This window comes from Streptomyces sp. CRN 30, assembly GCF_034105845.1.
Map to the genome: position 1 here is coordinate 1 of NZ_JAVRHI010000245.1, position 14496 is coordinate 14496.

The 14496-nt window shown below is 72.9% G+C and carries 12 protein-coding genes; 2 read left to right on the forward strand and 10 right to left on the reverse strand.

Translation table 11 applies throughout. The annotated features are described in order from the left end of the window. A partial coding sequence (locus UW392_RS25970) for a hypothetical protein (protein ID WP_320777543.1) occupies positions 1-195 on the forward strand: 195 nt, incomplete at its 5' end. A 45-nt stretch (positions 196-240) separates the two neighbouring features. On the opposite strand, the gene UW392_RS25975 is transcribed toward UW392_RS25970, so the two are convergent. Beyond that, positions 241-1320, reverse strand: a complete 1080-nt coding sequence (locus UW392_RS25975) for a polyprenyl synthetase family protein (protein WP_320777544.1) — start codon at positions 1318-1320, stop codon at positions 241-243. Positions 1321-1665: 345 nt separating this feature from the next. Here UW392_RS25975 and UW392_RS25980 point away from each other — a divergent pair, with 345 nt between their 5' ends. Next, complete coding sequence (locus tag UW392_RS25980; protein WP_320777545.1) at positions 1666-3786, forward strand: family 43 glycosylhydrolase; 2121 nt, start codon at positions 1666-1668, stop codon at positions 3784-3786. Between the two features lie 7 nt (positions 3787-3793). Here UW392_RS25980 and UW392_RS25985 read toward each other — a convergent pair whose 3' ends face one another. The 9 genes from UW392_RS25985 to UW392_RS26025 all read right to left on the reverse strand — a co-directional run. Continuing rightward, positions 3794-4867: a dienelactone hydrolase family protein gene (locus UW392_RS25985; RefSeq protein ID WP_320777546.1), complete on the reverse strand. Its 1074-nt coding sequence runs from the start codon at positions 4865-4867 to the stop codon at positions 3794-3796. Between the two features lie 6 nt (positions 4868-4873). Then, on the reverse strand, positions 4874-6019 hold the full coding sequence (locus UW392_RS25990; protein WP_320777547.1) for a pectinesterase family protein: 1146 nt from the start codon (positions 6017-6019) through the stop codon (positions 4874-4876). A gap of 2 nt (positions 6020-6021) precedes the next feature. After that, positions 6022-7347: a pectate lyase gene (locus UW392_RS25995; RefSeq protein ID WP_320777548.1), complete on the reverse strand. Its 1326-nt coding sequence runs from the start codon at positions 7345-7347 to the stop codon at positions 6022-6024. 54 nt (positions 7348-7401) lie between these two features. After that, positions 7402-8196, reverse strand: coding sequence for a rhamnogalacturonan acetylesterase (locus tag UW392_RS26000; RefSeq protein ID WP_320777549.1), 795 nt, complete (start codon positions 8194-8196; stop codon positions 7402-7404). Positions 8197-8277: 81 nt separating this feature from the next. Beyond that, entirely contained in the window at positions 8278-9639 is a 1362-nt protein-coding gene (locus UW392_RS26005) for a sugar ABC transporter substrate-binding protein (RefSeq protein ID WP_320777550.1), read from the reverse strand. Positions 9640-9722: 83 nt separating this feature from the next. Then, positions 9723-11312 (reverse strand): glycoside hydrolase 43 family protein, encoded by a 1590-nt coding sequence (locus tag UW392_RS26010; RefSeq protein ID WP_320777551.1) that lies wholly within the window; start codon positions 11310-11312, stop codon positions 9723-9725. Then, positions 11309-12142 (reverse strand): PmoA family protein, encoded by an 834-nt coding sequence (locus tag UW392_RS26015; protein WP_320777552.1) that lies wholly within the window; start codon positions 12140-12142, stop codon positions 11309-11311. Before UW392_RS26015 ends, UW392_RS26010 begins: the two co-directional genes overlap by 4 nt. After that, the gene (locus tag UW392_RS26020; protein ID WP_320777553.1) at positions 12139-13299 is read right to left on the reverse strand and encodes a Gfo/Idh/MocA family oxidoreductase; all 1161 of its coding nucleotides are present in this window, start codon (positions 13297-13299) and stop codon (positions 12139-12141) included. The genes UW392_RS26015 and UW392_RS26020 overlap by 4 nt, the downstream gene beginning before the upstream one ends. After that, on the reverse strand, positions 13296-14496 hold a 1201-nt coding region (locus UW392_RS26025; RefSeq protein ID WP_320777554.1), incomplete at its 5' end, for a pectate lyase. The genes UW392_RS26020 and UW392_RS26025, both read right to left, overlap by 4 nt.

The following is a 14496-nucleotide window of genomic DNA, read 5'->3' on the forward strand; positions in this document are numbered from 1 at the left end:
GCGCTCGCCGTGGCCGGCGCCCCGGCCGCGTCGGCCTACCCGCCGCCCGGCGACGGGGGCGGCGACGTCCCGTACTCCCACCAGCAGGGCCGCCCCAAGAGCCCGATCGACTTCGGCCCGTTCGAGGTGCCACGGCGCGGCGACGGCACCGGCGCCGGTCTGCCGTTCGGCGTCTCGGGCCGCCAGGATCGCTGAGCAGGGCGCCGCGACCGTACGGGAGTACGGTCGGCGGCGCCGTATTCAGCGGTCGCGCCGGGTCATCGCCTGTGCCACCGCGTGCAGCTGCCGGTACGCCTCCGGCGCCGGCCGGGCGCCCGCCAGCGCCCGCAGGGCGGCCGTGACCTGCCGCTGTGCCTCCCGCTCCGTGGCCGCCCGGCCCCCGGCCTCCTCCACCAGCCGCGCCGCCGCCGCGACGGCGGCCGCGTCCAGCGGTCCGGGCCGCCCGTACAGCTCCGCCAGTCCGCGGCCGGCCGCGCCGTCGTCGGCCAGTGCCACCACCACCGGCAGGGACTTCTTCCGGGCGGCGAGGTCCGCGCCGACGGGTTTCCCGCTGCGCCGGCTGTCGCCCCAGATCGCCAGCAGGTCGTCGGCGCACTGGAACGCCACGCCGAGGCGCCGACCGAACTCCCGCAGGGCGGCGACCCGGCGCTCGTCCGCCCCCGCCAGCACCGCGCCCAGCGCGCAGGCCCCGCCCATCAGCGCACCCGTCTTGCCCTCCGCCATGGCCAGGTAGTCGCGGGCCCCGACCCGCTCCTCCCGTTCGAAGGCGACGTCCTGGCTCTGCCCGCGCATGAGGTCGGCCAGTGTCGCCACCAGTTCCCGCAGCGCCGCGGCGCCCCGCACCCCGGGCACGGCGGACAGCGTCCGCAGGGCGACCACCAGCAGTGCGTCGCCCGCCAGCACGGCCGCCGGGGTGCCGTAGACCGTCCAGGCCGCGGGGCGGTGCCGCCGCAGCGGGTCCCCGTCGATCACGTCGTCGTGCAGCAGCGAGAAGTCGTGCACGAGCTCCACGGCGACGGCCCCCGGCACCGCGCACTCCGCCGTGCCGCCCACCGCCCTGGCCGCGAGGAAGACCAGGGCCGGCCGTACCGCCTTGCCGCCCGGCCGCCCGCCCGGCTCCGCAGCCGGGGACGGGGGCCGTCCGTCCGCCGGGTGCCAGCCGCGGTGGTAGCCCTCGATCAGCCGTTCGGGTTCCGGCAGTTCCGCCACCGCCTCGCGCAGCGCGGGCACCAGCAGCTCCCCCGCCCACTCCAGTGAGCCGCCCTGTTCCGGGACACGTGCCTCCGACCCCGCCGCGGTCAGCCCCGCCGTACCGCTCATCCCGGGTCACCTCCGCCCACGCCCGCGCCGTCCACCGCCTCGGCAGCTCACGAGACACCACCGGCCGAGGGCTCCGCCACCGGCCACACCCGTCGCACCCGTACACACGTGCCGAAAACCGCCTGGACAGCCGACAGAGGCCGGGCGGTCCAGTGGTCGCCGCGGATGCCGGCCAGTGTCTCCTCGTCGCCGCCGCGTCCGGGGAGGTTGCCGTGAAACCCGCGAAAGGTTCGAAAATTTTCGCCCCGCCGGTCTGCCGCCCATCGATTGACGCACCGTGCCCCGCTGGCGACACTCCGAGGGATTGCACCCAACAGAAACCACCAGACTCACACAGGACGTGTCATGCGCCGCACCGCTGGCTCACCGTACGCCGGATACCTCTTCGCCTATTTCACGGGCGAGGGCACGGCCGACGGCGAGCAGATCCGCTACGCCCTGAGCCGCGGCAACGACGCCCTGCACTGGCGCGAGCTCAACGCGGGCAGACCGGTGCTCGCCTCCACCACCGGCGAGAAGGGCCTCCGCGACCCGTTCGTGATCCGCTCCCCCGAGGGCGACCGGTTCCACATGCTCGCGACCGACCTGCGCATGTACCAGGGCTCCAGCGGCAGCTGGGACGAGGTCCAGCGGCACGGCAGCAGGTCGATCATGGTCTGGGACTCCACGGACCTCGTGAACTGGACCGACCAGCGCCTGGTCGAGGTCTCCGCCGGGAACGCGGGCAACACCTGGGCGCCCGAGGCCCACTGGGACGACGAGCTCGACGCGTACGTCGTCTTCTGGGCGTCCAAGCTGTACGCCGACGACGACCCGGACCACACCGGCTCCTCGTACAACCGGATGATGTACGCCACCACCCAGGACTTCCGCACCTTCAGCGAGCCGCGGGTCTGGAGCGACCCCGGCTACTCGGTGATCGACTCGACGGTCGTGGCGCACGAGGGCACGTACTACCGCTACACCAAGGACGAGCGGAACCCCGGTTCCTCCAGTCCCTGCTCGAAGTTCATCACCGGCGAGAAGGCCACCTCGCTCACCGACACCTCGTACGAGTTCGTCGCGGACTGCATCGGCGGCGGTGCCCTGGAGCGCGGTGAGGGCCCCACGGTGTTCAAGTCGAACACCGAGGACAAGTGGTACCTGTTCATCGACGAGTACGGGGGCCGCGGCTACGTGCCGTTCGAGACGACGGACCTGGACTCGGGCGAGTGGACGGTGTCGGAGGACCACCAACTGCCCGCGAGCCCGCGGCACGGCACGGTGATCCCGGTGACGCAGGAGGAGTACGACCGGCTGCTGGCCGCGTACCCGGTGAGCCCCACCTCGCTCGTGGACGCCACGGCGCGCGGCCAAAGGGGGTACGCGGTCGTCACCGAGGAGTCCGCCAAGGTCGTCCTGCCGATGGAGCCGGAGGCCGACCTGCGGCGGCTCGCCCCGGAGCTGTGGGCCGGCGAGGGCGCGAAGGTGAGCCCGGTCTCCGGTACGCCGCGCGACTTCCGCGAGCCGCAGTCGTACACGGTGACGGCGGCGGACCGGACGCGGCGCACCTGGACGGTCGAGGCGGTGCCCACCCGCAGCCCGGTCCTGCCCGGCCTGTACGCCGACCCGGACGTCCGGTACATGGACGGCCGCTACTGGGTCTACCCGACGACCGACGGCTTCGCGGGCTGGGGCGGCACGCGGTTCAAGGCGTTCTCGTCGAAGGACCTCGTCCACTGGACGGACCACGGCGTCGTCCTCGACCTGGGGCCGGACGTGTCCTGGGCCGACCGGCACGCCTGGGCCCCGGCGATCGCCGAGCGCGACGGGAAGTACTGGTTCTACTTCTGTGCGGAGCAGCAGATCGGCGTCGCGGTCGCCGACTCCCCCGCCGGCCCGTTCCGGGACGCCCTGGGCAAGCCGCTGATCGGCAGGACCGACTACCCGGGCGGCCAGATGATCGACCCGGCGGTCTTCACCGACGACGACGGGCAGTCGTACCTGTACTGGGGCAACGGCAACGCGTACGTCGTGCCGCTGAACGACGACATGGTGTCCTTCGACGCGACCCGACTGAAGGACATCACCCCGGAGGACTTCCGCGAGGGTGCCTTCGTGATCGAACGGAGGGGCACCTATTACTTCATGTGGTCCGAGGACGACACCCGCAGCGAGAACTACCAGGTCGCGTACGCCACCGGACCGTCCCCGCTCGGCCCGTGGACCAAGCGGGGCGTCATCCTGTCCAAGCGGCCCGAGTACGGCATCAAGGCCACCGGCCACCACTCGGCGGTGAACGTGCCGGGCACCGACGACTGGTACATCGTCTACCACCGGTTCGCGCTGAACGGCCCCGGCCGGCCGGGCGGCGACGGCACGCACCGGGAGACCACGATCGACCGCATGGAGTTCGCGGCCGACGGAACGATCCTGCCGGTGGTGCCGACGCTCGAGTCGATCCGGCCGGTACGGCACACGCACTGACGGGCCGTCACATCCTCAGCACGCCGTCCAGCCAGGCGAAGACCTCGTCCTGCACGGGCACGTCGAAGACGTGACCGGCCTCCGGCCGGACCCTGGTGACCAGCCGCTCCTCCGCGTGCTGCGAACGCCAGACGGCGCGCATCCTCTCGTACGCGACCCGGACACCCTCGGCGGAGGCGAGGATGTCCCGGGCGCCGTGGTGGAAAAGCATCGGCCGGGGTGCCGCGATGCTCGCCACGTCGGGGAAGTCGAGGTGGCGGGAGAGTCCGGGGTGCAGCATCCAGTAGGCGGACTGGCCGCGCAGGAGGTTGTTCCCCGGTACCAGCGCCTCCTTGACGCCCGTCATCCAGCAGATGCTCGCCGCCGCGGCGACGTCGTCGCTGAGCGCGGCCGTCTGCCAGGCGCGGTAGCCGCCCAGGGAGAACCCGAGGGCCGCGACCCGATCCCCGTCCACCCTCTCCAGACCGGCCAGGAAGGCCGCGGCGCGCACGTCCTCCCTGGCCATGAGCCCGGCGGGCGAGGAACCCAGGAAGTACAGGTTGCTCGCCAGGGCCTGCTGCTGCTCGTACGCGACCGGTCCCCGCTCGCCCCAGCCGAGCGCGTCCAGGGCGAGGACGACGTAGCCGCGCCGGGCGAGTTCGTCGCCGACGAACCGCCCGCCGAAGCACCGGCCGGCCCAGCTCCGCGCGGAGGCGAGCCGGGGCTCGCCCCCGTACCAGGGCCGGACGCACTTCTCCTTACCGATGTCGAACCTCCCGCCGTGGTCGTGCAGGAGGAGGACGGCCGGGAAGGGGCCGCTGCCGTGCGGGGTGAGGAGGGCCCCGCTCACCCGGCCGTACCGGGTGAGCGAGACGTGCACCAGTTCGCGCGTGTACCCGTCCGCCGCCTCCGACCGCTCGCCGCCGAACTCCGGGTCGAACGGCGTGTCGTCCTCCGGCCCGGCGAGGAGGTGCTCCTCGACCGTGGCGCGCGCCGTCCGCCGCCACTCCCCGAAGTCCCGGATCGGGGAGGTGCCCCAGGCGAGCGGGAAGCGGAGCTCGTCCTTGAGCAGCGGGTGGAAGGGAGGGAGGTTGTCGCGCACGGCGCCTCAGCGGTCCTTCCGGGAGTGCCAGGAGTGCCGGGAGTACCAGGGAGTCCAGTCGCCGAGGTACGCCTCCCGGGTGTGGGCCCTCGCCTCCGCGTGCGTCAGCTGCGGCCGGTCCTCCGGGACGGTGACGGCCGCGCCCGGTCCCGTGTTGCGGTACTCGGCGAACCGCTGGTCCTGCCAGGGGTGGCCCGACGCCATGTTCGTGTACGGCGCCACCGCGTCGATGCCGGGGCCGAGGCGGCTCTCGCGCACGGTCAGCATCGGGCGGGCGGTCGTGTCCGAGCTGGGCACCCAGGGGCGGGCCAGCTTGTAGTAGCCGTCCGGGGCCTCGCTGGTCACCCGGCTGTGCGTCACCAGGTAGCCGCGCGGGTTGGCGCCCGCGGTGGACGGCGCGAACACGAAGCCGTACGGGGCGCCGGTCAGGTCCGTACGGATCAGGGTGCGGAAGTGACAGTGTTCGTACACGGCGGTGGCCCGTCCGAACACGAAGTCCACGTCGCCCTCCGCGTAGCAGTGCGCGAAGTACTGCCGGGCGAAGGTGCCGAGCGCCCTCGTGTCGGCGTACAGGGTGTCCTGGTGGCCGAGGAACCGGCAGTGGTGGAACGCCGACCGGTCGCCCTGCACCTTGATCGCGACCGCCTGCGTGCCGCTGACGCCGGGGTGGTCGGCGCGCAGCCAGTCGTTGGCGAAGGTGACGTGCCGGGCCGTGAACCCGTCGGCCTGCACGGTGGTGGTGGCCGAGCCGCTGGTGCCGTAGGTGCCCGAACCGTCGGGCCTGGGGGTGCCGGCCGCGTTGTCGTACACGACCGTCACGTCGCGGGCGTCGTCCGAGGCACCGAGCCAGGTCAGCTCCGTGCGGGCGGTGTCGACGGCCACCGTCTCCCGGTAGGTGCCGGGCGCGATGACCAGCGTGTATCCGCTGCCGGCCACGTCCACGGCCGCCTGGACGGTGGTGTGGTCGCCGCGGCCACCCGGGTGGACGTACAGGGTGCGCGGGGTCAGGCGGGCGCGCGGGGAGCCGTAGCGGCCGAAGGGGGAACGCCCGTGGGCCCGGGCCGGGGCGGTGAGCCCCGGCCCCGGTCCGAGCACGACGGCTCCGGCGCCCGCGCCGACGAACGACCTCCTGCTCAGGGCGGGACGCCGCACGGTCACCGCACCTTTCCGGCGCCCGCGCCCAGGCCGACGACCAGCGGCACGAGGAGCGGGTTGTCGACCTTCGTGCGCAGCACGGGCTTCCAGCCGGCACCGGACTGGAGGGCCTCCGCCGGCTTCTCCGCGTTGTGGACGGCGATCAGGTCCGTGCGCTTGCCGTTGACGAGGTTGTCCTCGGCGGTGAGCGGGGCCTCGCTCCACTTCTTCAGCGTCGCGGCGGGGCTGGTGCCGGCCGGGAGGGAGAAGGCGTTCTTCTCGGCGTACAGCTGCGAGGAGATGCCGACGCCGAGGGAGTAGCCGTACTTCTGGCCCTTGGTGACGACGTAGTGGTTGTTGTACGTGTCGACCTGGCCGAAGCGGACGCGCGGCGCGCGCTCCACGATGCCCTTGAAGCGGTTGTGGTGGAGGGTGACCTTGAGCTTGCCGGCGTCGGTGGCGGAGGCGCTGTCGCTGTTGCCGATGAGGATGGTCTTGTCGTGGTTCTCGAACGAGTTCCAGGACGCCGTCACGTAGTTGGCGCCGCGCACGATGTCGAGCAGGCCGTCGTGCTGCTGGTAGGTCTGGCCGAAGTGGGTGGGGAGGGTGCTGTCGGGGTAGCGGCCGTCGGTGAGCGTGTTGTGGTCGATCCACACGTGGGTGGAGCCGTAGACGACGACCGCGTCGTACTCGGAGTTCCAGGCGCCGCTGTCGCCGTCGGTCGGGTCCCACTGGGGGAAGCAGTCCAGCGGCGCCTCGATGGTGAGGTTGCGGACGATGACGTTGTCCGCGTCCCTGATCTGGAGGCTGCCGCCTCTGATGCCGGCGTCTCTGCCGACGCCGACGATGGTGGTGTTGGAGGGGACGTTGACCTTGATGGCCTTGTCCTGGGCGGCGGCGGAGGCCGCGCGCAGGCCCTCGGGGCTGTCGGCGGGCTCGGCGGAGAGGTCCTCGTCCAGGCCCCAGTTCTCCGGAGAGTACTTCTCCAGGTAGGCGTCGAAGTCGTAGCCCTCGGCCTCGAACGCGTCGCAGCCTTCCGCGACCGGGTCGATCGTGCCCTTGATCCTGACGATCTTCGAGGCGTTCCCGCCGGCGGCGAGCGCGGCCTTGAACTGGGCCCAGGTGGTGACCGTGTACACGTGCTCAACGGTGGCGGCCGCCCCGCCCGTGGTGCCGGCGCCCTCGGCGGCCCAGCCGTCCTTCGCGGCGAGGGTCTGCCGGGCGAGGTCGCGGGAGGGACCGTGGGCGGAGGCGGTGGTGGCGGTGACGGCGAGGACGAGGGCGGTGCAGCCGACGAGGGCGGTGGTGCGGGTCATGGCAGGTGCATGCCAGGTGCGGGTGCGCATGAGGTGACGTCCCTTTCGGTCGATACGGGTTCTCGGGGTGACGGCGCTACGGCCTTACGCCTCGGGCCAGGTGATCCACGACTCGGGGACCGTGTCCTCCAGGCGCCGCACGTCGCGGGGCGCGAGGACGCGGCGGCGCAGCAGCTCCCGCGCGACGAGCCGGGCCACGGCGATCCCGCCGGGCGGGTTGAAGTGGGTGTTGTCCTGCTCGGTGGCGGTCCAGTTGAAGTACTTCTTGGTCTCCTCCACGCCGAGTTCCTGCCACAGCGCGAGGGACAGCGCCTCGATGTCGAGCAGCGCGACGCCCTCCTCGGCGGCGAGGGCGCGCATCGCCGCCGGGTACGCGCCGTGGGTGCGCACCGCGGTGCCGTCCGCGGCGAACCGCCGGCGCTCGACCGAGGTGGCGAGCACGGGCCGGGCGCCGCGGGCGCGGGCGCCGTCGACGTACCGGCGCAAGGTGTCCTGGTACGTCGTCCAGGGTTCGGTGTAGCGGGTGGGGTCCTCGGCCTTGGAGTCGTTGTGGCCGAACTGGACGAGGAGGAGGTCGCCGGGGCGGATCGCGGCCAGGATCGCGTCCAGCCGCCCCTCGTCGACGAAGCTCTTCGAACTGCGGCCGTTCACCGCGTGGTTGGCGACCCGGACGCCGTGGCCCAGGAAGAACGGCAGGGCCATGCCCCAGCCGGTCTCGGGGGCCGCGTCGGCGTGCTTCTGGGCGGCGGTGGAGTCACCGGCGAGATACAGGCGCCGGGGACCGCGCGCGGACCAGGCGGTCGCGGAGGGCGCCGCCGCGACGGCGAGGGGGACGGCGGCCAGGGCCGCGGTGGTGACCTGTCTGCGGGTGAGTGACACGGCGGTGTGCCTTTCGGGGAGGGCGGGCCCCGCGCCCCTGACAGGGGCGCGGGGGCTGTACCCGAACCGGACGGGGGAGCGCTACTGCTTGCGCTCGTTCCACTCCGCCTGCGCCTCGTTCAGCTGGCCGGCCATCGTGTCCAGGAAGTCCTTGGCGCTCATGTCTCCGAGCAGGACCTTCTGGAAGTTGGGCTCGTTGTCGGTCTTGGACAGGGTGTTCCAGTCCGGCAGGTAGTACGGGAGCTGGACGATGGTGGTGGAGCCGTCGTTGAGGGCCTCCGCGGCGAGCTTGGTCGGCTCGGCCTTGGTGATCCAGTCGTCCTTGGCGGCCTCGTTGTTCGCCGGGACCTGGCCCGCCGACTCGTTGAACTTCGAGTTCTGCTCGGGCGACGAGGCGAACTCGATGAACTTCCAGGCGGCCTCCTTGTTCTTGGAGCTCTTGTAGATGCCGAGGCCGTCGACCGGGTTGGAGACCTGGACCCGCTTGCCGCCGGGACCGGTCGGCTGCGGGATGCCGCGGAACTTGTCGGTGCCGACCGCGTTCACGTGGTCCTGGTACGAGCCCAGGTTGTGGTTGAGCATGCCGATGGTGCCCGAGTCCCACTGGGCGACCATCTTGGTGAAGTCGTTGTTGAGGTCGGCGGAGGGGGTGGTCTTCTTGTAGAGGGCCGCGTACTTCTCCAGGGCCTCGACGTTCTCGGGGTCGTTCAGGGTCGTCTTCTCCCCCGCCTCGTCCCAGAACGAGGTGATCCCGGACTGCCCGTAGATCGCGTCCAGCGCCTGCGCGATGGAGCCCGCGCCGCCGCGGATCGTGTAGCCGAAGGCGTTGTTCTTGGCGTCGGTGAGCTTCTCGGCCGCCTCGTAGAACCGCTCCCAGGTGGTCGGCTCCTCCAGGCCCTCCGCCTCGAACAGGTCGGTGCGGTAGTAGAGCACGCCGTTGTTGGCGGAGGTCGGTATCGAGTAGAGGTCGGAGTCGGAACCGCCGGCCGACTTCAGCGACTCGAGCATGCTCTCGTTGAGCTTGCCGTCGAGCGGGGACCCGGCGAGCCGGTCCTGCAGCGGTTCCAGGGCGTCCTGGGCCGCGAAGCCGGCGGCCATGGCCGCGCCGACGCCGCCGACGTCCGGCAGCCCGCCGCCCTGGATGGAGGTGTCGACCTTGGACTGGTACTCGGTCGCCGCGATACCGACGTAGTCGACCTCGATGTCCGGGTTCGCCTTCTCGAACTCGGCGATGATCTCCTTCCAGACGTCGGTGCGCACACCGCCGTTGTTGTCCCAGAAAACGATCTTGCCGGTGCCGCTGCCTTCGGCGCCCTCGTCACCGGCCGTGCCGCTGCCGTCGTCACCGCAGGCGGTGAGGGTCAGCGCGAGGGCGGCGCCCAGGGTGACGGCGGCCGGTGTGCGGCGCGTGCCTCGGCTGCTCCGGAGAATGCTGATCTTCATTGGTCGGCTCTCTTCTTCTGGATCCAACGAGGGGTGGGACGGTGTGGGGGAAACCGGGCGGGCTGTGGTGCGTGGGGCGTGCGTCACGTGGGGGGCGGGGCAGGGGGGAGTTTCGGGACCGCGGTGACGCGGAACCGGGTGAACGTGGCCGACCCGGCGTGCCCCCCGCCGGTGGGCGCGGTCGCGAACAGGCCGAGCAGGGCGCCGACCCAGCGCCAGGGCGTGGCGGCGAAGACCTGGCCCGAGGGCTGCGGGCCGTCCCCGGTGTCGTACGAGAAGCGGCAGCGCGCCCCGGCGCCGGACTCGATCCGCAGCAGGACGCGCCCCTCGGGCGCCGGGCGCGCGGGAGCGGCGTCCCGCTCCCGCTCGGCGACGGACTCCCCGAACCGGTGCACGAGCCGTACGGTCCCGTCCTCGCCCCGCTCCAGCCCAATCCAGCAGAACGCGTCGCCGAGGACGACGAGTCCGGCCTTCGCGCCGGGCTCCGCGCTGTCCAGCCGCAGCTCCACGTCGACGGTGACGGGGATGCCGGGCAGCCGCTGGGTGAGCACGTTCGGCAGCTTGCGCGGGTCGTCCGCGTCGGCGGTCCGTACGCAGGTCAGACGGAGTCCGTCGGTGGAGTGCTGGGTGGCCCAGCCGTCACCGGGATTGGCGGTCCACTGCCACTGGCGGCCGTACCGCCCGCCGGGGAAGTCGTCGTCGGTGGCGGGCGCGGCCGGGGGCTGCGGCGGGAGGGCCGGCTTGCGGTGCACGGCCACGGGGGTGCCCTCGTCGCCCATCACCGGCCAGCCTCCCCCACCGCCGTCCCAGCGCACCGGCTGGAGGTGGACGACCCGCCCGTGCGCGCCCCGCTGCTGGAAGTGGACGAACCAGTCCTCGCCGGCCGCCGTGCGCACCCAGCCGCCCTGGTGGGGCCCGTTGACGTCGGTGTCGCCCTGCTCCAGGACGATCCGCTCCTCGTACGGGCCGAAGAACGACCGTGCGCGGAAGGCGCCCTGCCAGCCGGTCTCCACGCCGCCGGCGGGCGCGAGGATCCAGAACCAGCCGTCGTGGCGGTACAGCTTCGGGCCTTCGAGCGTGAACCAGCCCGGGATGCGGTCCCCGTCCACGATCACCTGGCCCTCGTCGAGCAGTCCGGTGCCGTCCGGGCGCATCCGGTGCCCGGTCAGGCGGTTCTTGATGCCGGAGCGGGACCTGGCCCAGGCGTGCACGAGGTAGGCCTCGCCGGTGTCCTCGTCCCACAGCGGGCAGGCGTCGATGAGCCCCTTGCCCGCCTTGACCATGTGCGGCCGGGTCCACGGGCCGCGGATCTCCGGTGCGTTGATCTGGAAGATACCGTGGTCCGGATCGCCCCAGAAGATCCAGAATCGGTCGTCGTGGTGGCGCAGCGACGGCGCCCACACCCCGCAGTCGTGCCGGGGCACGCGGAACTCGGCGGCGGGCTCCAGCCGCTGGAGGGCGTGCCCGACGAGGGTCCAGTTGACCAGGTCGCGGGAGTGCAGCAGCGGCAGTCCCGGGGCGCGGCCGAAACTGGACGCGGTCAGGTAGAAGTCCTCGCCGACGCGGACGACGTCGGGGTCGGACCAGTCCGCGTCGAGGACCGGGTTGCGGTACGTGCCGTCGCCGAGGTCGGCGCTGAACGCGGCCGCTCCGGACGTGGGTGACGTGCTCACGGGTGCACCGCCTTCCGCACCAGCGCCGCCGCCTCGTCCCGGTCGAGGACGCCGTCGGCGACGACGGTCACGATCCGCCGTACGAGGGTGTCGCCGGGTTCGATCGGCAGCCGCTCCTCGTGCGCGAGGGAGGAGCCGACGCCCGGGTACTCCGCGGCCCGCACGAACCACGGGTCCTCACGGGTCTCGTCGGTGGCCCCGGAGAAGACGAGGGTCCAGTCCGAGCCGGCGAGGGCGACCCAGTCGGCCCGGGTGCCGTGGACGACCGATTCGCCCTCGCGGCCGGGGGTGAACACGCGCGGCACGGTGTCCTCCTTGCGGGCGCGCCAGAAGAAGCCGCCGTAGGCCGCGCCGGGGCGCCCGTTGGTGGCCGGACTGCCGATCGTCAGCGGGTCCTCGGTGATGTTGGTGAGGGAGAAGGTGAAGTCCAGCGCCCAGGCGGAGCCGCCGAGTTCGATGGCCGCGACGGTGCGGCGCTCCCGCAGCAGCTCGCCGCCCGCCACCGCCCACCGCAGCTCCTCCACGAAGCCGTCCGGGTCGCAGAGCTGGAAGGCGGTGTGCCGCTGGGTGCCGTGGTTGTCGAGCTCGGTCGGGCCCCGGCCGCGGACGAAGGTGCGCCCGCCCCAGAAGTTGTGCCCCTCGACGTCGGGAACGGCGACACCGACGCCGAGGTGGTGCAGGTGGTCGGCGGGCGCCAGCTCGGTGACGGCGGTGCCCGCCAGGGTGGTGACCGGGTGCAGGTAGGGGCGAGGGGAGGCGGTGGGCGGCAGGTCGGGCCGGGTGGTGTAGCGGCCGACCGGGCGGCCCGCGACGTGCAGGACGACGGTCATCCGGTGCTCACCTTCTCCGGGCGCGCCCAGGCGGCGCCCAGCTCGGAGTAGAGGGCGAGGGTGTCGGCGGCCCCGGCCACCAGGGCGTCGATGCCGGGGACGACGCGGCGCGCCCGGCCCGGCTCGTGGCGCCAGGCGTCCTCCGGCAGCGCGGCCGGGTCGGGGGCCCGCCGGATCGCCTCGACGACCTGCATGAAGGCGCCGGTCGTGGCGGGCGGGACCAGCAGCTCGGTGCCGTCGGTCAGGTGCTGGACCAGGTTCTCCAGCAGATCCGTGCGGCCGTGCTCGTACTCCTCGGGACCGTGGCCGGCGCGCTGCACGAGCACGCGGTCCTGTTTGTAGTACAGGGTGATCCGGCCGCTGGTGCCGTGCACGACGACGTACGGCTCACCGGGGTGCTCGGCGCACAGGGTGGCGGCGACGGTGATCCGGCCGCCGGCCGCCGTGGTGATCCGTACGCAGGAGGTGTCGTCGGATTCGATGGCGTTGGCGTGCAGCAGTTCGGTCTCGATGCCCGCGACGTCCTCGGCGCGGACGGACCCGTCGAGGGCGAGGGCGGTGGCGACAGCGTGCGCGAGGGGGTTGGTCAGCGCGCCGTCGATCACGTCGACGCCGTCCAGCCGGCGCCGGCCCGCCCAGGGCGCCCGCCGGAAGTACGCCTCGTCGCGGGCCCACGCCCCGGCCCCGCCGACGCCGGTGACCTCGCCGATCACGCCCTCGGCGAGCAGCCGCCGGATCGCGGGCAGGGCGTGCGAGCCGAGCGACTGGAAGCCGATCTGGCAGGCGACCCCGGCCGCCGCGACCCCGTCCGCCATCCGCTCGAACTCCGCGTACGACGGCGCCGGCGGTTTCTCCAGCAGCAGGTGCACGCCCCGTGCGGCGGCGGTCAGCGCGAGGTCGGTGTGGGTGGGGATCGGGGTGCAGATCACGGCGACCGCGGCACCCGTGGTGTCCAGCAGGGCGCCGAGGTCGGAGGACTGCTCGGGCGTGCCGAGGCCGTCGCCGAGCTCCTCGGCGGTCAGCGGCGTCAGCTCGCAGATCCCGGCGAGCCGTACGAGGCCCTGCTCCGCCAGGCGGCGGATGTTGGCCAGGTGCCAGCGGCCGTGCCCGCGGGCGCCCGCGAGGACCACGGGCAGCGGGGTGGTGTACGCGGTCATCGGAGCCTCCCGGCGCCCGCGTCCCGGGCGACCTCGCGGTCCGCCCGCCGGGCGCTGTCGATCTCGCCGTGCAGCGTGGGCGTCCAGCCGACGTCGGCCGTCAGGTCGCGCTCGCTGCCGGAGTTGTACGCGTTGTGGATGGCCAGCAGGTCCACCGGGTAGCCGTTGAAGAGCGTGCCCGTCTGGTGGAGGGCCGTGCCGTTCCAGCTCTTCACCAGGTCGGCGACCTCGACGTGGCCGGGGGTGTGGAAGGCGTTGTTCTCGGCGTACACGGCGGACTCGGTGGAGACGCCGAGCGAGTAGCGGTAGTCGTGGGCGTCCTCGGGGACGACGTACCGGTTGTTGTAGAGGTGCACCTGTCCGAAGCGGACGCGGGGCGCGCGCTGCACGACCGTGTCGAACTCATTGTGGTGCAGGGTGACGCGCAGTTTCCCGCGGTCTCCGGTGGCGGTGTCGCCGTTGCCGACGAGCATCGCCTTGTCGTGGTCGGCGAACCGGCTCCAGGAGACGGTGACCAGGTCGGAGGCGTTGGTGATGTCCAGCAGGCCGTCGTGGCGGAGGAAGTTGCGGCCGTAGTACGTGGGCTCGTCCTCGTCGAGGTGGCCCTTGTCGGAGAGGGTGACGTGGTCGATCCACACATGGGTGGCGCCGCGCAGCCAGATGTTGTCGTACGCGGTCTTCCAGTCGCCGAGGCCGCCCGTGTTCGGCTGCCAGACGGGGAAGCAGTCATAGGCGTCGCGGAGTTCGAGGTTGCGGACGATCACGTTGTCCGCGTCCTCGACCTGGAGGCTCGCGCCCTTGAGGACGGCCTTGTCGCCGAGGCCGACGATCGTGGTGTTCGACCCGACGGGCAGCTCGATCCGCTCGGCCTGGCGCGCGGCCGACGCCTGCCGGGCCTCCTCCTGCGGTCCGCCGGGCTTCGCGGAGCCCCAGGTGCGCGGGTCGTACGCGGCGAGGTACTTCCGCAGGTCGTAGCCGTCGGTGGCGTAGTCGTCGCAGTCGAGGCGGCGGCCGGCGTCGGAGGTGTTGGCGTCGATGGTGCCCGCGACCTTGATGATCTTCGGGGTGTCGCTGCCCCCGTCGAGGGCGCGGACCAGCTCGGCGCGGGTGCGCACGGTGAAGACGTGGGCGTCGTCGGCGGTGGCACCCCCCGTGGTGCCACCGTCGGCCGCCGCCCACCCGTCACCGGCGGCGAGC